General features: G+C 60.1%; 21 protein-coding genes and 1 pseudogene. 7 read left to right on the top strand and 15 right to left on the bottom strand.

The window, feature by feature from the left end:
• Positions 1-71 precede the first annotated feature (71 nt).
• Positions 72-1,739, bottom strand: coding sequence for a hypothetical protein (locus A3M7_RS45315; RefSeq protein WP_049823840.1), 1,668 nt, complete (start codon positions 1,737-1,739; stop codon positions 72-74).
• Positions 1,740-1,889: 150 nt separating this feature from the next.
• Between A3M7_RS45315 and A3M7_RS45310 the strand changes: the two genes are divergently transcribed.
• The 5 genes from A3M7_RS45310 (at position 1,890) to A3M7_RS0133285 (ending at position 7,901) form a co-directional block, all read left to right on the top strand.
• Positions 1,890-3,059: an O-antigen ligase family protein gene (locus tag A3M7_RS45310; RefSeq protein WP_049823839.1), complete on the top strand. Its 1,170-nt coding sequence runs from the start codon at positions 1,890-1,892 to the stop codon at positions 3,057-3,059.
• A gap of 29 nt (positions 3,060-3,088) precedes the next feature.
• Complete coding sequence (locus tag A3M7_RS45305) at positions 3,089-4,102, top strand: hypothetical protein (RefSeq protein WP_156937051.1); 1,014 nt, start codon at positions 3,089-3,091, stop codon at positions 4,100-4,102.
• Positions 4,099-5,244 carry an acyltransferase gene (locus A3M7_RS0133295; RefSeq protein ID WP_084302747.1) on the top strand — a complete coding sequence of 382 codons (1,146 nt, stop codon included), beginning with the start codon at positions 4,099-4,101 and terminating at the stop codon, positions 5,242-5,244. The genes A3M7_RS45305 and A3M7_RS0133295 overlap by 4 nt, the downstream gene beginning before the upstream one ends.
• Before the next feature lie 444 nt (positions 5,245-5,688).
• On the top strand, positions 5,689-6,303 hold the full coding sequence (locus A3M7_RS49100) for a hypothetical protein (RefSeq protein WP_156937050.1): 615 nt from the start codon (positions 5,689-5,691) through the stop codon (positions 6,301-6,303).
• Between the two features lie 248 nt (positions 6,304-6,551).
• A complete protein-coding gene (locus tag A3M7_RS0133285; protein WP_245284371.1) occupies positions 6,552-7,901 on the top strand; it encodes an undecaprenyl-phosphate glucose phosphotransferase in 1,350 nt (449 codons plus the stop codon).
• Positions 7,902-9,041: 1,140 nt separating this feature from the next.
• Here A3M7_RS0133285 and speB read toward each other — a convergent pair.
• Genes speB through A3M7_RS0133250 form a run of 5 tightly spaced genes read right to left on the bottom strand, consistent with a single transcriptional unit; the run spans position 9,042 to position 13,007 of the window.
• A complete protein-coding gene (gene speB / locus A3M7_RS0133270) occupies positions 9,042-10,001 on the bottom strand; it encodes an agmatinase (protein WP_027547796.1) in 960 nt (319 codons plus the stop codon).
• An 18-nt stretch (positions 10,002-10,019) separates the two neighbouring features.
• Positions 10,020-10,808 (bottom strand): amino acid ABC transporter ATP-binding protein, encoded by a 789-nt coding sequence (locus A3M7_RS0133265; RefSeq protein WP_027547795.1) that lies wholly within the window; start codon positions 10,806-10,808, stop codon positions 10,020-10,022.
• A 5-nt stretch (positions 10,809-10,813) separates the two neighbouring features.
• Positions 10,814-11,464 carry an amino acid ABC transporter permease gene (locus A3M7_RS0133260; RefSeq protein WP_027547794.1) on the bottom strand — a complete coding sequence of 217 codons (651 nt, stop codon included), beginning with the start codon at positions 11,462-11,464 and terminating at the stop codon, positions 10,814-10,816.
• A gap of 1 nt (position 11,465) precedes the next feature.
• Positions 11,466-12,119, bottom strand: coding sequence for an amino acid ABC transporter permease (locus A3M7_RS0133255; RefSeq protein ID WP_027547793.1), 654 nt, complete (start codon positions 12,117-12,119; stop codon positions 11,466-11,468).
• 30 nt (positions 12,120-12,149) lie between these two features.
• Entirely contained in the window at positions 12,150-13,007 is an 858-nt protein-coding gene (locus A3M7_RS0133250) for a transporter substrate-binding domain-containing protein (protein WP_049823835.1), read from the bottom strand.
• A gap of 128 nt (positions 13,008-13,135) precedes the next feature.
• On the opposite strand from A3M7_RS0133250, the gene A3M7_RS0133245 reads away from it, so the two are divergent.
• On the top strand, positions 13,136-14,068 hold the full coding sequence (locus A3M7_RS0133245) for a LysR family transcriptional regulator (protein ID WP_027547791.1): 933 nt from the start codon (positions 13,136-13,138) through the stop codon (positions 14,066-14,068).
• Positions 14,069-14,299: 231 nt separating this feature from the next.
• Here A3M7_RS0133245 and A3M7_RS0133240 read toward each other — a convergent pair whose 3' ends face one another.
• The gene (locus tag A3M7_RS0133240; protein ID WP_156937049.1) at positions 14,300-14,683 is read right to left on the bottom strand and encodes a hypothetical protein; all 384 of its coding nucleotides are present in this window, start codon (positions 14,681-14,683) and stop codon (positions 14,300-14,302) included.
• Between the two features lie 118 nt (positions 14,684-14,801).
• Entirely contained in the window at positions 14,802-15,170 is a 369-nt protein-coding gene (locus A3M7_RS0133235) for a cupin domain-containing protein (RefSeq protein WP_027547789.1), read from the bottom strand.
• Positions 15,171-15,408: 238 nt separating this feature from the next.
• On the opposite strand from A3M7_RS0133235, the gene A3M7_RS45295 reads away from it, so the two are divergent.
• A complete protein-coding gene (locus tag A3M7_RS45295) occupies positions 15,409-16,383 on the top strand; it encodes a helix-turn-helix transcriptional regulator (protein WP_049823834.1) in 975 nt (324 codons plus the stop codon).
• Between the two features lie 398 nt (positions 16,384-16,781).
• Here A3M7_RS45295 and A3M7_RS0133225 read toward each other — a convergent pair whose 3' ends face one another.
• The 7 genes and pseudogenes from A3M7_RS0133225 to A3M7_RS0133200 form a co-directional block, all read right to left on the bottom strand.
• Entirely contained in the window at positions 16,782-17,459 is a 678-nt protein-coding gene (locus tag A3M7_RS0133225) for an RraA family protein (protein ID WP_027547788.1), read from the bottom strand.
• A 55-nt stretch (positions 17,460-17,514) separates the two neighbouring features.
• Positions 17,515-17,979, bottom strand: coding sequence for an amidohydrolase family protein (locus A3M7_RS51120; RefSeq protein ID WP_256374905.1), 465 nt, complete (start codon positions 17,977-17,979; stop codon positions 17,515-17,517).
• A 73-nt stretch (positions 17,980-18,052) separates the two neighbouring features.
• A pseudogene (locus A3M7_RS51115) lies at positions 18,053-18,415 on the bottom strand (amidohydrolase family protein); the annotation flags it as partial.
• A 56-nt stretch (positions 18,416-18,471) separates the two neighbouring features.
• Positions 18,472-18,783, bottom strand: coding sequence for a hypothetical protein (locus A3M7_RS50785; RefSeq protein WP_245284370.1), 312 nt, complete (start codon positions 18,781-18,783; stop codon positions 18,472-18,474).
• 200 nt (positions 18,784-18,983) lie between these two features.
• On the bottom strand, positions 18,984-19,118 hold the full coding sequence (locus A3M7_RS51110) for a hypothetical protein (RefSeq protein ID WP_256374904.1): 135 nt from the start codon (positions 19,116-19,118) through the stop codon (positions 18,984-18,986).
• A gap of 461 nt (positions 19,119-19,579) precedes the next feature.
• Entirely contained in the window at positions 19,580-20,068 is a 489-nt protein-coding gene (locus A3M7_RS0133205; RefSeq protein WP_245284369.1) for a cyclophilin-like fold protein, read from the bottom strand.
• A gap of 72 nt (positions 20,069-20,140) precedes the next feature.
• Positions 20,141-20,986, bottom strand: an 846-nt coding sequence (locus tag A3M7_RS0133200; RefSeq protein ID WP_027547785.1) for a molybdopterin cofactor-binding domain-containing protein, incomplete at its 5' end; no start/stop codon positions are given.

The following is a 20,986-nucleotide window of genomic DNA, read 5'->3' as shown; positions in this document are numbered from 1 at the left end:
GTCGAGGATTACCCTTGGTACCGGCGACGGCTACCGACGCGTCACATGGCACTCTCATGGCACTATTCTATTCACCCCTTCAGTGGAGGCATTCTGGGTGATCGTGCGCCAATCCCGGCGCCGTTTTCCTCGTAGTCAGCCCATCCGACGGGATGAAGCCCCCTCATCCCATCCCCTCTTTGAACGGCCATCAACAAGTTCTTTATCGGATCGTGATCCTCAACGGCGGTGACCGGGTTGGGCGCCGGAGACATGGTGCTCTTGGCAAGCTCGGGACCGAAGATGCCACCTAAGCCAAGCAGAATTCCGCCAGCGACTGCCAATGCGACAAGCTGCGAGACTTGCGGAAACACCGGCGCTGTTGGCGTTATCGCCTTCTGCACCACTCTAAGACTGGAGAGTTGGCTCTTCTTGGCCACTTCGGAGCTTATCTGCTCTTCGAGAATTCGAGTTGCATACTGTGCGGCGGCCGACGACGAGGTCGCGAGAACTCGTTTCAATCTCCCGTATTCTGCTTCCTTCGCGGAAAGCGACGCCAGCTCCTTGTTTACCTTCTCGAGCTCAGTACCGAGCTGATTCAGGAGCTCCATCTGCCCATTGAGTTCGGCATTCAGCTTCATCAGCGTCGCCATGTTGTCCTGGTAGACCTTGATCAGAAGCAACGGCGGCTGCTCCTCAAACTGCTCAGGCGGCTTTGCGACCGGGTCAAGACCCTTACGGCCATCCTGCCCTCCGAGCGTGGTTACCATCCGACTGACGGCCTTGTTCTGCGCAACTGGCCGCAATACGGCCAATTGGTCGGCGACCGACAGTTTCTGCCCCTTCTTGTCCTCGATCGCACCTCGCGTCGTGGCGATCAGCGCAGACAGATCACTGGCACGTTTGAGAAGCAGCTGCCGCTGGTCGTCGACGGCATAGATCGAGGCCTCGACGGAGAAGCGCTTCAGTTCTGCAGCTGCTATCTCGGCCTCCTCCTCCAGCCGCTTCGTTTGTTGCTGGAAGAACTCCTGTGCACCTGGCATTTGCACGTCGAGGCTTTGCACGGTGACCAACGCGTTCGCGAGCTCGTTCAGATAGCTCGCGGCGACCACCGGATCCCTGTGACGGAATGTTATCCTCAATAGATCGGAGCGCCCCTCCTGTTTCGCGTTCACGCGGTCTCGCAAGCTGAGAATGCCCGCTTGGTTGCGCTCTATGTCCTCTTCCGTCTCGTCAACCGGCTTCGCCTGCGCCTTCGGTTCTGCAGGCTCTTTGGCGAACACGTCTCGAAGATCAATCTCCCTTCCCCATGCCATAACTCTGGCCAAAAGCGTCGGGTTTGAGTCGGACGATAGTCTCTCGTAACCGACGTTCTTCGCCGCCTCCAGGATGACCAGATCGATCTTGGCGATGCGCGACAGTGATTCCATTCGGCTTTGGAGGTCAACGCCCTCCCCGAACGGCGTGGCCGCCGCGTTAGTGGAAGATCGTTCCTTGATCCCCTGCCCGGCGCGAAGCAAGACGTATGCTTCGTAGCGCTCTCCAACCGCAGCGTAGTAAAGAAAGGCCGCGCCGGACGTCAGCAACAGGCACAGATATATGACCCATTGCCGACGCCATAACAGACCGAACGCGCTGGCTAATACACTGCTCGTGCCACGTTCCACTGTCGACTCCAATTCTTCTGACAGCTTAAGGTCCACCGAAGCGTTCGGGCGGGTATTGACGATCGTCAACTCAGACTTGGCAATTCCCGACATGTTGATCCGACAGGTCGGTCCCGGATAGGGCGCTCCCGTTCGGAGGGGCGACGCGGAACCGAAAGGTCAGAAGCGCGGAGTACGCCTGCTGTGAACGATCTAGCTCTGGGAAGAGAGGGTACACCGCACCTCGCTTCCGGTTCGACGACCATGCAGGGTCGCTTCTTCGTGGTGACCTGCTTTGGGCTCGTCTTCCTGAACTGCCTGACCTTTCTCTATCATTTCACCGGCTCGACGGTATTCAACGTCCTGAGTAATTCGACAAGCCTGCTTCTGATCCTGTGGTCTGCGCGCCACGTGCTGATCGCGAACGAGAGAAGCTACCTTTACAATGCCCTGTTGACGCTCGCTTGCATCTTCACAGGCGCGAGCTACCTGGTGAACTTTGGCGCTTTCGAGCTGTCCGATGGGTTGAAGCTTGTCTCAATCTACTCGTTCTACGTAGCGGGCCGCGGTATGGCCGAGCGGGTGCAGCCGTCCGAAAAGCGTTGCATCTATGTGCTCGCGGCATTGCCGCTCCTGTTCAAGGTGATCGGCCACACTCAAGTCTATACCGGTATCGAATATCCTGACGTGTTCTCCTACTTCCCGAACACAAACACGGCAGCGTTGTACTTCTCGGCCCTGTTCTTTGCCTTGTCTCCCTGGTTCGGAAACAAGGTCCTGGTCGCACAGTTCATAAACGCTGCCATCATGAATCGTGTTGGCCCAGCCCTGGCGACCATCATCTCCATTGGCCTTTGGTCTTTTTTCCCATTGCGACCACAGGTCTTCGTCGCGCTCATCTTGTTGGCATGCGCCAGCGTTGCAGCCTACGCCGTCGGCGCGCTGGATCGACTGATAACCGGATTGAACGCAATCGCGCTGATCTGGAGCCTCGATCCGAGCACCGTCGCCCGAATGTCGACAAAACAGTTGATCGATTTGACCGGAACGACGGACATGTCTGCGTTCTTCCGCGTCACACACTGGACGAACATATGGCAGATATATTCATCGCTCGGAATCGGCGGAATATTGTTCGGATATGGCGCAAGTCAGACCGGTGTCCTGACTGTCCTGCCGCTACCGCCGCACAATGACTACCTGCGCGTATTGGCAGAGTATGGGCTGCTGAACTTCCTGGTCTTCGCCATCTTCGTCTTCACCATCGTTTTTTCGCTGAAGGATCGGGCGGCGAAGACCATGTACACGGTGCTCCTCATCTACTTTCTATCCGAGAACCTCATCGATAATTTCACATCGATGACGTTGTTCTTTTGCTACGCGGGCCGGTTTACGTCGCCGAAATGGCTTGCACACAGCCCGTCCAGCGCATGAGCAAGGAAGTGTAGTTGATGGACTTCTCAATGTCAGATCTCATCAAACAGAACACTCCTGGGAATAGCGAAGGCTTTCCTGCAGGCGTGCCCCCAAGCTACAACTGGTACCAGGGTTGGAATGATGGCGGGCTTTGGTCGCCGCCCGCGGATTTCACCGCGGTCGAAGGCTGGGGACAAGTCTATCCGAAGGTGGGGTCACCGCCGTATTCAAATCCTGACGCGGCCGTCGAGGTCGCCAACGCCAAGACCTACGTTCGCTTCAAGCACACTGGTGAATGGACGTTGGTGCAAGACCAGTCGAGGACGCAATTGACTGGAGGACATTTCGTCTCAGACTTCGTTGGTAATGTTGCCATTCCGATGAAAGCCACCCCTGTGGCCGGCACGACGATCGCCTTTGGTGCGCCTCCGGCCGGCTACAACAATCACTTTTGGTACAAGGCGCGCGGAACCTATCCGGCTGGCGCTGTGGATGCCGTCTATGTCCAGATGGAGATGAGGGTTACCGATCCGAACCTGCATCTCGTGGCCATGGTCGGCGCCGACTGGTGGCGCGACGCGCGAGCACCCTATCTTGACGACCACCGCAACAATCCAGGGATCGGTGGCAGCAACTGGATCGAACTTTCGACTCAGTGGAAGACGATCGGATTCTATTCCATGAGCGCTGATGGCTTTCGCGCGAGCCCAGCTCCGCCGCTGCGCGGATTGGTCAAGGAGATACTGCCCGCGCCCCCTTCGACACCGACCCGAAGCGGCGAGATTCTCATCCAAGGCAAATCGGCTGCTCCCGGGGCCCGTTCCAGCCGGTGGAAGAATTCAGCGGACAACGACAAAGATAGATCTTCTCCGTCGGCAGACGGACGGCAGCAGCTTATTGAGGCCGGTTCACGCCCCATCCCTGCCGATTCAACAGCAACCGCGCAAGCCTTCTCAAACGACTGCCTTCTGGCCTTTGCTCTGACACTGGGAACACTGGCCAAAGTCCGCCGTAACAACCCGCCGTGTCGCCAACGAACAAGCCGGAACGCGGCGACATGACAGTCAAAGCGTGGACAATTCCAGTTCTTCGCGTTGCATCCGATGAGATGCTGCATCTGGATCTGCTTCGATTCGTCGCCTCTATCGGCATCGTAGTTCGACATTCTTTCGAGTTCTTCTTTCCGGCGGCCATTCGGCCTACGCTACCGAGCGGCCTTGCCCTGTTCGTTGACCTTTTTTTCGTGATCTCCGGATTTGTTATTGCGCATGTCTATCAGGGAAAAGTCGAGTCTCTCGCCGATTATGGATCATTTCTCCAACGACGTGTCGGCCGGCTCATGCCGCTGCACTGGTTGACGCTGGCGGCTTCTATCATTGTCTGGTCTGTATTCGTCGTGCTCGGCAAGGCGGGAAATCACCAACCATCTTTTGAGGCGACATGCATCGCGGAAACCGCCCTTCTCCTCAATGCGATGTTGACCTGCGGCAACGGAATTTCGTTCAGCAGTGTATCCTGGTCGATTGGCGCGGAAATGGTGATGTATCTGATGTTTCCGCTCTTCGCCTGGGCAGCGGTCAGATCAAGGCTTGGGCTTCTGGCGGCGTCCTTCCTTGTTCTTGTTACCATGATCGCCGTCGATCTCACTCACAATTCCGTCGACCGCTCGTGGGTCGACGTGTGGCCGCCCTTCAGGGCGCTTCCTTCCTTCATGATTGGTATTTGCCTGTTTTGCTTTCGGCACAAAATTCAGATCATTCCTGCGCCGGGGCGAGCTTTGCTATTGTCAATGGCGCTATTGCTGATCTCGATGATCACCTATACCCATCATCTCATCTCGCTGGGGCTCGTGTATGTCGTCGCGATCACCGCGATGGCGGCCGATCAGAGTACTGCACCACCCTTTGTGAAGCGCCTAGCTCCCTTAGGCCAACTCACCTATTCAATCTATATGTGGCATTCCCTGGTGATTCTGATTGTCATGAATGCAATCGCCGACAAGCTCTTTCACGCGTCGCCCGGCCTGATGGTCCCGTTCTGCATAGTTTCCTGGTTGATCATATTCGCCATCTCCTATTTCTCCTACTTTGTGATTGAAACGCCGGCTCGGCGCTATATCGACGGTCTCGGGCGAGCGAATAAGCGTAGCGTCGCAGACGTCGTTGTATCCGAGAGCGAAGGGTTACGACGTCAAACAAGCTAACCGTAGCAACACGCGGCTGATCGGCCCCAAATCGCAGATCCATTCTTGACGATCGTCAAGTCGGCCGCGCGCCCGGTGCCTACGATATGAGAAGACGTTTAACTGGTTATGGGTCGGTCCATGTCTGACACTTGCCATTTTGTCCCGTCCTGCTCGCGGCCCGCTGCTATTGCGCGTAACGTCCTCGAGCGATCTGCCTCGGGTTGGCTCCTGTCGCTAGGCCTCATTGGAATTCTGGCCGTCTCCACGGAGAGTGCCGATGCGGCGAGCGGGAGACCGGACGCCGTCACCTCTGTGAGTCTCGCTTCGAGGGTCATCGCGCAAAACAGCGTTGGGTATAGCCAGGCATATCCTGCCGGCGCCCCCAAGACATCCTCCTGGTGCAACGGCGCCTCCAAGCCCGAGAACGGCGAACCTCCCGCCGACTTCAATGCCGTCACAGGAATGGCATCGGTATTTCCAAAATTCGGGGCGAACACACCGAACAAGGACGGCAAGATCCTCGTCGCCAACGGAAAGACATTTGTACGCCTTCGCAGCACGAAGGAATGGATCCTGGTGCAGGACCAGACAGAGAACGAGATCGTTGGAGCCCATTTTGACGCGATGGTTCCCAAGAACGTTGCTGTCCAGATGAAGATCGAAGTTCAGACGGATGGAGGCACCCTTGTTGACGGTCCCCCTCCCGGCCGCAACGACCTGATGTGGCTCGTGAGACGCGGCGGTTTCGCCGCCGGAGCCGTCGATTCTGTCTACGTCCAGATAGACATGAAGACGACGGACCCCGAAATGAAAGTGGTTGCCAACGTTGGGGCCGACTGGTGGCGTTCTCCGGACTCGCCGCACAACGGCGCCAATAATCGAGGGGCCGGCAACAGCAACTGGGTCGAGCTCTCCCCGGATTGGTCCACACTCTACTTCTTTTCGGGCAGCACCGCGCAGTTTGTCGCAGACCCGCCTCCACCCCTGGCCGAGTCTCCGCTTCCTGCTACAGCCGCCGGCACGCAGCGCACTGCAGCTGGACCCTCGCCGTGTCTGCGGACCTTGACGCCGCGATAGGCACCCTAACGCAGTTGATACTCGCGATTTCCGTCGCCGAAATGTCGCGTGGAGCTACATCGATATCATCGGGTCTGTAGTCTCTCGATGTAGGCTTTTGAATATACCCTTGCTTTCGTTAGTGCATTGCCGCGTGCAGTCTTTGGAATGAGCCCCTTATGTCATTAACCACATACGGTTCGAAGTCCTCATCCTCGATGTTGGTAAGACGCGGCGTCTCACTGCAAAGACCGCTTCAATTTGCCATTATGGCAGGCGACTTCCTGCTCATCCTGCTCAGCTATGTTGCCGCCAACCAAATTCACCGCAAATTCATGGCAACACTGGCCGAGCGAGAACTTTCGGTCGGCGTCGCGTTGCTTGTGGCGACCGCGTTCGTCGCGATCGCCTTCTTCAGAGGATGCTACGATAACCACAATCTGGCCAATACGAGCTGGCAGTTGCGTAAGGCCTCATCCGTGTGGCTTCTCTCACTCGCGATTCTCGCATTTTCTGCTTTCCTGCTCAGATCGACCGCCGAGCTCTCCCGCATCACTATCGTTCTGTTTGCAGCGGCCGGCCTTGTCGGTCTGGGCGCGCATCGCGCGATCTGGCGCCTCGCCTTGAACTCTTCTTTCGCGCGAAGACATTCCGTCAAACGAAGGGTCGTGCTGATCAGCGGCGAGCCGCTCGACTTTACTTCAAGCCGCTTCAAGGACTTGCGCAAGAACGGCTTTCAGGTGGTACGTCACTTCGTTCTGGACGCTACGCTAAAGTCTGACGACGCAGCAATTGAGCGCGAGCTGACGACCATCATTCGAATTTCGCGCACAGCAGGCGCCGACGAATTTCTTCTTGCCTTCAATTGGAACGACCTGCCGCTGTTTCAACACCTAAGCCAATGTCTGCGCCAGGTGCCAAATCCGGTTCGCCTGCTGCCGGATTTTGAAATCGCCGACCTTGTATCGCGGCCATTCGTACCCATTGGCGGATCAGTCGCGATCGAAATCCAGCGAGCGCCTCTTTCGGTCAGCGAGCGAGCCTTGAAACGCGGCGTCGATATTGGACTTGCCTCGTTCGGATTGTTGTTCCTTGCCCCTTTGCTTGTCATGACGGCGCTGCTGGTCAAGCTCGACTCCCCGGGCAGCATCATATTTCGTCAGACGCGCCGCGGCTTCAACGGCGGGTTGTTCGACATCTGGAAATTCCGCAGCATGACGGTCTCGGAGAATGGTTCCGAGATCAAGCAGGCAAGCAAACAGGATGCGCGGGTTACCAGGATCGGGCGGATCTTGCGCAAGACCAGCATCGACGAATTGCCTCAACTGTGGAACGTGCTGCGCGGAGAAATGTCGCTAGTGGGTCCGCGGCCGCACGCTCTCGCGCATGACAACTATTACGACCAGATGATTGGCAATTATGCCTGTCGCCGTCACGTCAAACCCGGCCTCACCGGCTGGGCTCAGGTGAACGGCCTTCGCGGCGAGACACCTACCATCGACCTGATGAAGAAACGCGTTGAATACGATGTCTGGTACGTCACCAATTGGAGCATTTGGTTGGACATTCGCATCATGATCCGGACCGTGGTTACGCTCTCGGGCCAGGACGTTTATTGAACCATTCTTGTCGTAGCTCGCGACGCGGATCGCGCCGATTCCGGCATCGATCTGCTCGAATTGCAGGTGGGATCACCATTCCCATCGCCCGCCGGAAGACCTAGCAAATGCATACCGACCGCGCGCAGCTCTCTCGTTGATTTTCGCCGCGAGACACGCTGCCAATCGGTGCCACCCTTTGCGGGATTTCAGCACGAACGTTTTACGAATTTCGCCACTCGTAGCACGGCGTGCGACCACAAAAAGTGTCGCACGAGACCCGTTCTGTTCTCAACGCCTCTGCCAATAACGCATTGAAGAGAAATGAGTTTTGGGTGGTGGGCGCACCAGGGCTCGAACCTGGGACCCGCTGATTAAGAGACATGGCGCTGGCATTGACTTTTCAAGAGAATTTTTCCAACCAAGCCAAAATCCAAGCATTGGAGATCAACGGCTTACAGTGGAAAATCCAACCGCAAAAGCGAGTTGCCCTTCGTCGATCGACGGATCCGCACAAGGCAAAGGTCACCCGTTCGAATCGTCTCGGGCGCGCCAGTTTCGACACCACTCGGAATAGAACAGCGAACTCGGCGTGCGAAATTCGATGTTGTGATCCGCACGCTTTTGGTCGCCGGTGGGCGGTGCAGTCCTTACCCTAAATTGATAGGCGAAGTGCCTTCCTCGGAGGCTCGTGGGTCGTGAGCGTATCCAGCCCGTCGATCAGGTCCATGACCTTCGCGCGCTGACCGTCCCGATCGCAGGCTCGACAAGCTCACGGAATTTCTGGGTAACGGTCTTGTCGCCGAATGGTCGCTCTACGTCGCCAAGCGGAACTGCCATGTCGACGCGATGCTTCGTGCCGGCTTTGGGCTCGGCCTCGACGGGCGCGATCCATGCGGCACCGCCCAATCGTTGGATTCATGTTCAGGGCGATTACGGGTTTGATTTGGATGGAAATACTTGTCCGAAGGAGTCAGGGCCGTACCGTAAGGCTGCAAGAACTCCGGCGGAAGGAGATCGCAGCGCGAGCGGAGGCGCCCAGAGGCCAAACAATCGTGGTGTTCGGGCCGGAAGTTGCGCCACACGATGCAGCAAGCCTTCTGCGCCAACTGGCGAATGAGATTGAAAAGCACGGGCTGCTTTGCTCGAAGTTGCGCGCTGTCAGGTCGTCGTCGCTGGTTGCGTGAAGATCCTGCCGATCGCGTTGAGCAGTATCTGCGCGGCGAGGATTGCAGTAGAGCCGGTGTGATCATAGTCAGGCGCGACCTCGACCAGGTCGATCCCGACAATGCGGCCTCGACTGGCAAGGCCTGCTATCAGTTCCAGCACTTCGTAATAGATGAAGCCGCCGTGGCTCGGCGTGCCGGTGCCGGGTGCGATCGACGGATCGAAGCCGTCAATGTCGATCGTAAGGTAATAGCGCCTTCCAGCCGGAATACGCATCAGCACTGCCTCGACGCCGAGCTTGCGTATCTGCCGCACGGACAGAATGTCGGAGCGCATGGCACGGGCCGCCTCGTAGCCTTCCTTGGCCGTCGAAGACACGTTGCGGATGCCGAGCTGCGTCAGGCCGGTGACCCAGGACCTCTCGGCGGCCCGCCGCATCGGACTGCCATGGCCGTAGCGAACGCCGTGGCGCTCGTCGACGAAGTCGAGATGAGCATCGATCTGGACCAGATGGATCGGATCCTGATCGCTGAAGGCGGCGATGCAGGGGATATTGATCGAATGATCGCCGCCAAGCACCACCGGCAAGGCGCCGGCCGCCAGGATATTGCGGACCCCGAGCTCGATATTGGCGTGGCTTGCGATCGTATCGGTATGGATGATGTCGGCGTCGCCGAGATCGACGATGCGCACGCCTTCAAGATAGGTGACGTCGTCCTCGTGATCGTAGGCGCCGGCATGGCCGAAGGAGAATAGCGTCGATGCTTCACGAATGGCCCGAGGCCCAAAGCGCGCACCGGCACGCCATTGAGTTCCGAAGTCGAAGGGCGCGCCGAGGATCGCGACATCCGCCTCGATCCGGTCCCAGTCCTGGACATAGGGACTCTTGGCGAAGGTCGCGATGCCGACGAAGGGCAGGTCGAGACGACCCTTCTCGTAAGCGTGAGTGGTCATGATCTTCCTTTCCGTCCCTCACAGCGCTCGTTCGCGCCAGGTTTCGAGGAATTGTCTGAGCCGCTCGCTCTGCGGCGCCCTGAAGAGGTCTTGCGGCGCCCCCGCCTCGACGATCCGACCGCGATCCATGAAGACCGTGCGGTTCGCCGCATGAGCCGCAAAGCCCATCTCGTGCGTCACGATCACCATGGTCATGCCGTCGGCCGCCAGCGCCTTCATCACCGAAAGCACCTCGCCGACCAGCTCGGGATCGAGCGCGGATGTCGGTTCGTCGAAAAGCATCACCTTCGGCCTCACCGCCAGCGCCCGCGCGATCGCAACGCGCTGCTTCTGGCCGCCCGACAACTGATCGGGGAAGTGCCCAGCATGGCTGGTGAGCCCGACGCGCCCGAGCATGGCAAGCCCGGTCTCCTCCGCCTCCTGCTTGGAAAGGCCGCGCGCCAGCCGCAGCGCAAGTGTGACGTTCGCGAGGACCGGAAGGTGCGGCCAGAGATGGAAATGCTGGAACACCATGCCGAGCGGAGCCCGCACGGCTGCGAGTTCGGCCTCGCCGGCCGGTTCTCGTCCCATCGGCGTCTCGCGCCAGCCTATCAAGCGGCCGAGGATGCTGACCTCGCCCTCGTCATAGGCGTCGAGGAAAGCGACGCAGCGCAGCAGCGTGCTCTTGCCCGAGCCCGAGGGGCCGATGATGCACAGGACGTCGCCGTCCCTGACGTCGAGGTCGATGCCGTCGAGCACCGTGCGATCGCCGAACCGCTTCATCAGGCCGCGAATGCGGATGGCCGGAACAGGTGATGCTTGCGACATGCGGCTCATGATTTCCCAACTGCGAGGTGGCGTTCCGCCGCGTCGCCGGCACGCGCCAGCGCCTCGACGGCGATCCAGTAGAGCAGCGCGGCGGTGAGATAGGGCGCGATAGCGGAGAAGGTGAGGTTGCTCACCTCTCCGGCGACCTTTGTCAGCTCGGGCACGGTAATGACCGAAAGGACGGCCGATTCCTTAAGCAGGTTGATGGCCTGGCCGATGGCCGGCGGCAGAACGAGTCGCGCCGCTCGTGGTATACGGACATGCAGGAAAATCTGTCCTCGAGACAGGCCGAGCACTGCGGCGGCCTCGATCTCGCCACGTGGCACTGCGTTCAGGCCGGCGCGGTAGATCTCCGCGAAAAAGCCTGCACCATAGAGGCCGAGCCCGGCGATGCCGGCCGTCTCGGCATCGAGCACGATGCCGAAGGCCGGGCCTCCGTAATAGGCGAGGAACAGCAGGATCACGAGCGGCGCGCCGCGCATCAGCTCGACATAGAGCCGGGCTGGAACCGCAATCAGCCAGCTTTGGGAACGCAGGCCCAGCGCCAGCGGCAGCGCGACCAGCGCCGCGACGACGAGTCCAGCTGCCGTGAGGGTCAGCGTCGTTGCGAAGGCCGCGGCGAAGAGCCCGCCATAGGTTTCGAGGAATGTGCCCATCTCAGCTTCGCCCGGCGCTGGCGAGGCGGCGTTCGAGTAAGAGACCCGCACCCGCCAACAGCGCGGCGATCGCGAGATAGGCGATCAGCGCGATCGCGTAGGTTTCGAGCGGGCGGAAGGTCGCCGATGCGATCTGCTGCGCGCGCCGCGTGATCTCGGTGACGGCGATCACCGAGACGAGCGACGAATTCTTGATGAGAGTCAGCGCCTCTCCGACCAGCGCCGGCAGCATCAGCCGCACCGCTTGCGGCAGTTCGATCCGCAGAAGGATGGCGCGCCGCGACAGGCCGAGCATCCTGGCGGCCTCGCTTTGGCCGGCTGGAACCGCTACCAGTCCGGCACGATAGATTTCCGACTGGAAAGCGGCGGTATTGAGCGAGAGCCCGATGATGGCGGCGATCGTCGGCACCAGCGTGAGGCCCAGCGCCGCCGGCAGATAGAACACGATCAGCAGTTGCACGAGGATCGGCGTGCCGCGCCAGAACGATCGGTAAAGTCCGCTCGTGGCGACGGCTATCGGCCGACCCGACAGCGTCGCTCGCGCCAAAAAGACGCCAAGCGGACAACCGACCAGAAGCGCTGCACCGCTGATGGCGAGCGTCACCGCTAGCCCATCCAGCAGCACGGCGCCATTCTGCGCGATCAGGTCCCACATGACGCGGAATTCCGGTGCGTGGCGGCTCTCCTATTTTTCCGGAACGGGCAAGGTGTTGGGCAACTGCATCGGTGCGCCGAACCATTTGGTCTGCAGCTCAGCGAGCTTGCCCGAGGCGTTGAGCTTGACGAGTTCGGAATCGATCAGCGCATCAAGCGTGGCGCTGTCGGGATCATTGCGGCCGGCCCAGGTAAAATATGTCTTGGGCCCGAAAGTCGGCAGCACGACCTCGAAAATGCCGGGCCGCTGGCGCGCGGCCTCGAGCAGGTTTGGCAGTGAGTTGACCACCGCGCGGATGCGCCCGGCGGCGAGATCCGCATAAGCCTCGCTGAAATCGGTATAGGTCGTGATGCGACCGACCGGCGTGGCCTTCGCCTTGAGATCGGCCGCGAGCGTTTCCAGCGCCTGAAGCTGCGCGGAACCCGCCTGCGATCCGGCCGGCTTTCCGGCGATGTCTTCGGGCTTGGCGATCTCGGCGTCGCCCTTGCGCTTCAGCACCGCCATGGTCGCGTCGGCGATCGGGACCGACAGGTGATAGGTCTGATAGCGCTCCTTCGTCGCCGTGACCGAAGTCACCACATAGTCGAAGCGGTCGGCGGCGAGGCCCGGCAGTATCCCTTGCCAGGGCAGGTCAAGCCGTTCGAGCTGGACGCCCGGAAGCGTCTTCATCACCTCAGTCATGATGTCGGCGGAGTAGCCGACGATCTGGCCGTTCTCGACGAATTCGAAAGGCGGAAACCGGGCCTCGGTACCGACCGTCAGCTTGCCCTTGGATTTGACTGTCGCCAGAAGCTCGGCGCTCGTGGCCGGTACGGCGAAAACAGCAACGCATGCGGCGGCAGCGATTCCGGACAACAGTATCCTGCCAAAATTCGCGGTGGTGGACATGTCCGTTTCCCTCTTTGCAGCCGCCGCGGCGGCACGTTCCTAGTAGGGAAAGCACACCACGGAAGTCACTACAGAAGAATAGGAAAGTGTTTATACTTATATCAGAAAATATGATGTAATGAGGTATCATGCAGGTCGCGCAATCCGATCTTCGTTCGCTCGCGGTGTTCCGGGCCGTCGTGGAACATCGCAGCTTTCTGGGAGCACAGATCGCGCTGGGGTTGAGTCAGTCGGCCGTCAGCTTCCACATCAAGGCGCTCGAGGAACGGTTCGGCTTCCGGCTCTGCCGGCGCGGTCGCGGCGGCTTCGAACTCACTGACCGCGGCGCGGCGGTTTACGAGAAGTCCAAGGCGCTGTTCCTCTCTCTCAACGCCTTCGAGAGTGACATCGGCACGCTGAAACACCGGATAACCGGGACCTTGCGCCTTGGGCTGGTCGACAACACCATCACCGATGAAGATCTGCCGATCTATAAGGTGATCGCCGCGCTTAGCCGCAAGGCGCCGGACGCGACGGTTCAGATCGTTATCGATGCGCCGGAGGCGCTCGTCGCCGAACTCGGCAACGGCGGCATCGACATCGCTATCCTGCCGGAGGTTCAGTCCTATCAGGGCCTCAAATTCTCCTATCTGCGGGACGAGCGACATTCGCTCTATTGCGCCACCGGACACCCTCTCTTCACCGCGCCGGAAGAAGCTTTGAACGCGGCCGCTATCGGGGAATACGCGTTCGTCGTCAGGCTCTACGCCAACAAGCGAGAGCTTCAGCACTTTCCCAATGCCGTCGCCCGCGCCACAGCCTCGAACATGGAGGCGCAAGCCATGTTCGTGCTCTCCGGCCAGTATCTGGGCTATCTGCCCGATCACTATGCCCATGCCTGGGTGAAGCAGGCGCGATTCCGCGCGCTCCTGTCCAGTGAAACCAACATCCCGTCGAAGTTCGTGATCGCGACCCGTCTGGCGGAGCGTGCTCCGTCCGTGCTCGACCTCTTTATTCAGGAGCTCGCGGGTATCGCTTCCGAGCGGCTGCATGGAGTGCTCGCCAGGGAAGTACGCGGATAGAGCGGGCTCGTCATCTCGGAAATTATATCGCAACTTCAATTACATAAGAGTTCGTGGTTTTGTTCTGAATGGCGCGCCATTTCGGTACAAAACTGGGCACTCCAAAACCTGCCGATTTTGCGCTGGATGCGGCGACGAGCGTGCGCAGGAGAACGCTTTGATCGCGATTGAGCGTCTTCGCGTTTGCACCCGGCCAAGACCTCAAAACGGACATGGATGCCACCTTACGCTTCATTGAATGATGACCGCGTTTACCGGTTCGGCGGACGTCACCTCGCTTTGGTGGCCTTTGCCGCTGACATCGCTCATGACGAGCCCCATACCTGCTTCGATCATGGCTGTTTCGCCCGTGCTGCACGTAATCTTCAAGCTGCCGGTTAAACAGAACAACACCTGTGGCTTCGGTGACGGGTGCTGTTTCCCAACCCAGCCCACCGGAAGCCTGATAACTACGAACTGTGTCGCGGGCTGACCGTCCGAGGCATTGAGCGGCGCCGCCGGTGGAGCAAAGTCCTGCAGCGTCAGTGCGATTTCGGTCACGCTGAAGCGAGTGTCGCCATTATCGTCGGTATAGAGGCGCAACAGCGCCATAGCAGGTGTTGTGGCTTGCGACACTGGTCTCCTCCTCGTCCACATGCACGGCAGAATTCGCAAGGCCCTCCAAGCCCGTGTCTGCACCGTGTCCTCGCGACCCTCAGCGCCAGTTTGTTGCCCCCGCGCGCCTCACACCGCCTCACTTGACTGCAGCTGCGAGCGGCTGCCCTTTTTCGACGACGTAAGTGGCGATCACCTTGGCGCCATCCGCTCCGGTCTTTGCATCGTGAATGGTGTGCGGCGATATTTTGTAGGACTCACCGGCCTTGAGCATCCGCGGCGGTTCACCCTCGACCAGCAATTCGAAACCACCCTCGATGACGTAGCCCGACTCGGGCCCCGGATGAGTGTGACGCCCAATTGAAACGTTCGGCCCAATCTCGGCGATGCCGATCACCGTCTCGTACGCGGTCCCGGGCACCTCGAAACGCTGCAACGGGATACGCTTGATGTTCTGCGTCTGAGCAGTTGCGACCGGCAAGTTTTGCTGCGCCGCGACCGGAAGCATCCAGGTCAACGCCGCAAGTGCGGCGCAAATCGCTAACGTAGATTTCGGCATGTGTCTTCTCCTCGATCTGACAGCGGTCCATTCTCTAGGTCTGCTCCAGCCCTGTCTTGGACTCGTGCGAAGTCCCGCTATGCCGTGGACGAACTGGCAATTTTCTCATCTCGCCTGCAGGCTAGACAGCATTTCCACCCCCGAATACAATCTTGGAATTGCGAGTAGCGGCGCGGGGGAGACCACGATGAAGGTCGAGGCGCGAGACTACGCTTCCCTACATTTTTCGACGCTTGGGCTTCCCCCTCCGAAGCGTCTGCCTGCCCTGCGCGATCTATTCGACCAGGCGGTCCGTCTCCAGATCGATGCTGAGCCTGGCCATGCGGTCGAAATGAAGATGAACGTGGCACCCGGCCTGCGCCGCGCGCAGATGCTTTCCTCATTCACGGCACGCCTGACGCGACCGTCGCAGATGCTCGCCGATGGCGAGGACACGGTCTGCCTGATGATAAAGACCGGTGGCCACATGGCCCTCACGCAGGGCCGGCGCGAGGGCATACCAAAAGTTGGGGATGGAGTGCTCCTGGTTTATCGTGAGCCGGCTTTCCTGCGATTCGTGGATGCCACCTACCTGTCAGTGCGGGTGCCGTTCAGTGCGATCGCGCCGCTTGCAAGGAATGTCGCGGCCGCTGCCGCGCACTGCATTCCGCGCGATACGGAGGCATTGTCACTTCTGCAATCTTATGTGGCGAGCCTGCCCGAACGCATCGCCGACCCGCAACTCGGTCGTCTTGCGGCAATGCACGTCTATGACCTTGTCGCTCTGGCGATCGGTGCGACAGACGAGGGGCGGGAGATTGCCAGTCAGCGAGGCGTCCGCGTCGCACGCCTCGAAGCAATCAAGGGTCATCTGATCCAAAACGTCGCGCTTAGTCTGGATCAGGTCGCCGCGCGTCAGGGTATTTCGCCGCGCTACATCCAGATGCTGTTTGAGGAGGCCGGAACCACTTTCTCGGACTTTGTCCTCGAGCGACGGCTCGAGGCGGCCCGAACTATGCTGACAAGTCCTCGCTTCGCGGCCTGCTCGATCGCCGCAATCGCACTCGAGGCCGGCTTCGGCGATCTTTCCTATTTCAACCGTCGCTTCAAGCGAAGATATCTCATGACACCCACGGATCTGCGCATGCTAACGACGCTAGGTTCGGACTTCCCACTCCGCTAATTGCACCAGAGCGATTGCATGGTGATGTCTGCTTCAGAACTGAGCCACCAGAATGTCCGCCGGCGGCCCATCACGTCGGCCTAGGCATCGCCCAGCATGGCCGTTATCGAGGGGTAACCCGGACCGCGGAAGCAACCGCCCATGAGGCGTAGCGCAAAATCGCACAACGTCGCGGATTTGCCGATTGGAGCGAATAGCAGGACACGACATCATAGGGGAACGGCGAAGCAGTAGTGCCCATCTTCATCGGCCGTGGCGCGCCAAATTATGCATATTTTGCGGCTGGATGCGTGGTCATGGTCGCGGTCATCTCCTGGGTGCGTAAGTAAATACGCCTTGCTTCCCTCGCGCAGGCTGACCGTCGTCATCTTAGCGCGGCGCGACTCCGCACTCCGCTGTCAAGCAACTCCTTCGCAGTTAAGCTCGCGCAGCGTCTTGTCCACCCACGAGGCATCGTGCGTGCCGGCCATGATGTTCGCGATCTGCTTCTGCTCGGCCTCGTACTTTGCTGTGGCGGCTCCGAGTATCTCATCGACATCGTCAAACGGCACGCAGAGCATCCCGTCATCATCTCCGATGATGAGATCGCCGGGCTCGATCACCATGCCATCAATCGCGATCGGAACATTAATCTCGCCGGGTCCGTTCTTGTAAGGTCCGCGATGGGTGACGCCTGCGGCGAAAACGGGAAAGTTCTGCCCCCGGATAAAGCCGGCGTCCCTAACCGCACCATCGATGACGATGCCCGCAAGCCCACTCTTGATCATTCGCGTGAGCATCATTTCGCCGCTCAGCGCATTGGTGAGATCACTCCCTGCATCGACGACGATGACATCACCGGCTTCGGCGATCGCCATCGCCTTGTGGATCATCAGATTGTCCCCCGGACGCGTCTTGACCGTCAGCGCCACGCCCGCCATCCCGCCGGTCTGATGCATAGGCCGAACCCGCGCTCCTGCGGCCGTCATCCGGGACATGCTGTCGCTGACATTTGCGACCGGCAAACGGGCAAAGCGTTCGACGATTTCGCGAGCCACTTTTCTTTGACGCTTCTGAATTCTGAACCCTACGGACATGCGTTATCCTTCTCGATGTTCTCAAAATGAAACCGTTGCGCTCTCGCCGAAAGCCCTAGAAGCCGAACAGTTCGGCGGGATTTTCGACTAGGATGCGCCGGCGCGTTTTTTCGTCCGGCGCCCAATCTGCAAGCAGATCGAGCAACAGGGCATCGTCCGGCTTGGTGCCGCGCTGGGTGGGATGCGGCCAGTCGGTGCCCCATAGGATGCGTTGCGGCGCAGCCTGCACGTATGTCCGCGCCACTTCGCTGGAATCTGCGTAGGGCGGACCGAGCTTGCTGTCCTCATAGGGCTCGGTCACTTTCACCCAGGTGCGCCCCTCGTCCAGCATGCGGCGAACTGCGGCGAACGCCGGATGCTTGAGACCGTCCGGCTGTGGGATACGCCCGAGATGGTCGATCACCACCTTGGTGGGAAGTGACCGGATGACGCTCTCGTGGGTGACGATCTGATCGCCCGTCATCAGGATTTGCACGTGCCAGCCGAGCGGGCTCACCCGCCTCGCGAGCGTGGTCAGCATCTCCGGCGTCGTCGTTCCCCAGCTTCTGGGGAGACACGAAGTTGACGCGGATGGCGCGAACGCCGGCATCGGCAAGCGTCCGCAGCTCGGCATCCTTGACCTCGGTGTCAACGACGGCCACGCCGCGCGACGCGGCGCCGAGCTGGCCGAGCGCGTTCACGAGACAGCGGTTGTCGATGCCATAGGTCGACGGCTGCACCACCACGCTTCGCGTGGTGCCGAGCCGCCGCTGCAGCAGCCGATAATCGGCGACGGTAGCACCAGGCGGAAAGCCCTGGCGCCAATGCGGCGAGACGGGAAACCGTTCGTCATAGACGTGATAATGGCAGTCGCACGAGTTGGCCGGTAGGTCCAAGCGCGGCGGCGCCGATCCGACGCTGTTGGGCACCGCCTGCTCAAGCCCGGCAGCCCAAGCGCTCGTGCTCGCAGCCAACATGCCTGCGAGAACGGAGCGCCGCGTGATGGAATGGTCCTGCACTTTGCTGCGCGTGTTCATGATTTCACTGCCACCATTTCTGTTGCGCGCGCGGCGCTACGTCCGAGTACGAGAACACAGACCGCGGCCACACCGCAGAGCAGCGCGAGCGGCAGCATCCCGAGCACGAAGCTGCCCGTCCACTCCTTGGTGACCCCGACCACATTCACCACCAGGCCGCCGCCAATCAGATTGGCGATGGCATTGATGCCGGCAAGGCCTGCCGCGAGCGTGCTCGCCGAAAGCCAGCTCGCCGAAAGTGCCCAGAATGGCCCCTTGAAGGCATATGCGCCGACGAGACAGCAGGTGACCATGATGATCGTCGGCACGACCGCGGTTCCTGTCATGCCCAACGCCGTGAATCCACCGGCGGCGAGCAAGAGCGGAATGGCGGTGTGCCAGCGGCGCTCACTGGTCTTGTCCGAATGGCGCCCCACAAAACCATGAGCACGGTCGCGATGCCGTATGGGATCGCATTGACAAAGCCGGTCTGCAGGTTCGTCAGGCCAAACGATTTCAGCAATTGCGGTCAGACTGACAGCACGCTGCCGGTGGCGGATGCGCCGGAGCAGACCAGGGCCATGACGAGGAAATACTTGTTGGTGGCGAGCTGCCAGAGCGAGAGATGTCCGACCGGCTTGCGCGCGGCGGACGCCGCTTCCATGCGTCCAGCCAGCCATTCCCGCTGCTCCGCGATCAGCCAGGACGCCTGCGCCGGCTTGCCAGTCAGGACGAACAGGCACAGCGCAGGAAGCTGGCAACGCCGTGGTTTTCCTAATGAGCAACGGCTTCATGAATGGCGAGACGCTCCACATCGACGGCGGCGCCCGTCTCATCTGAATGCGCTTCGAGTGTCATCGTTTGTGGCGCCAAATCGGTGTTCACAGACGGTGTTACCGGTCATGGGATCCGCAAACCAATCCCTTGGGTTTGGACGTCAGCTTCGGTCATAACCGGCGTCCGTCGCCCAGACACCGACCTCCCACTATGCCATCGAGACCGGGCATGTTGGCGGCGACATCCTCGACATCCTACCGACCACGGGAAGAACCGCTACTTCCTGAACAGAGTCCGTCAACTGAGGCCGAGCCTCGCAGTCTGCATCGCCGCGCTTTACGGGGCTGTTCAGTGCGCACGCTCAATATGCACAGTGACGGGTCCAGGTTGATCAAAAATCGAAGCGTTACCGACCGCTTGTCCAAGGATGATGATGCCTGGCTGCGGGACTTGGCCGTCACGATAATAACATTCAAAGTGATCCGAAGTCCAAAGCCCGAGCGTCCCCTTCGAGAAATGCGTTTGTCGCGCGACCTCCTTCAAAGGCGAAGGCAGATTGCCGGTCTTTTCCTGGCGCAAGTGATCCCGCATTTGGATCGTAACCGGCAATATACCGAGGAGTGATCTGGCCGCGTCGTTGTCGGCCAATTCGGCAGTCACCTCGCCCCATTCAGAGGAAATCAGGATGCGTTCCTGTGCCATGAGTGTTCCCTTCAGTCCGAGGATGAAGACGATCGCCGCCAATGTTGTCACGGGCATGTGGCGTGTTCTTGCGATCATCGTCCGCTTCTCCTCGCAGTCGCGCTTCTTTAGCAGGCCAGAAAAGGATGCCGTCATGAGGTGCGCTCATAAATCCCCGCATAGCAAAGGCGTCCCGCTTAACTGAGGGGAATGTCGTAGTGCGCCCAGTCACGTTACATCTGGCATCGCGGCAAGGAACTTGTCTAAGGTGATCGGATACTCACGGATGCGCACGCCGGTCGCGTTGTAGACGGCGTTGGCCACCGCGGCCGCGACACCGGTCAGGCCTAGTTCGCCGATACCCTTTGCCTGCAGGGGAGACATCGTCGGATCTAATTCGTCGACAAAGATCACCTCCAGGTGTGGAACATCCGCATGGACCGGCACCTCGTAGCCGGCAAGATCATGATTCACAAAGAAGCCGAGCCGAGTGTCGACGACCATCTCCTCCATCAGTGCGGCGCCTATCCCCATAGTCATGCCGCCGATCACCTGACTCCGGGCCGTCTTGGGATTGAGAATGCGGCCTGCCGCGCAAACCGCGAGCATGCGCCTGACCCGGATCTCGCCGGTGAAGGAATCGACTGCCACCTCGACGAAATGTGCACCGAAAGTCTGCTGTTCGAACCGCTTCGACAGGTCGCCATACTCCATGAAATCTTCGGCAAGGATGTCGCCTGACTGCGCGGCCGCCCCGAGCGGTACCGCGCGGTTGCCGGACCGCACCTCCCCGTCCGCGAACACGATATCCACCGAGTTGAAGCCGAGCTTTTGCGCGACAGCTTCGCGCAACTTGGCGCAGGCCGCGTAGACTCCCGCGGTGACCGAAGGTGAGCCCTGCTGACCGCCCGATCCCGGCGTCTCCGGGAACGCGGAATCTCCGAGCTTGGCGACCACCTTGTCGATCGATACGCCCATCATTTCGGCGGCTGTCTGCGCGACGATCGTGTAGCTGCCGGTGCCGATATCGGTCATGTCCGTTTCCACCGTCACCACGCCGCCGCTGTCGAGCCG

The organism is Bradyrhizobium sp. WSM2254 (assembly GCF_000472645.1).
Lineage (GTDB): Bacteria > Pseudomonadota > Alphaproteobacteria > Rhizobiales > Xanthobacteraceae > Bradyrhizobium > Bradyrhizobium niftali.
The sequence above is the reverse complement of the archived record's forward strand: the minus strand, read 5'-3'. Positions and strand labels throughout refer to the sequence as shown.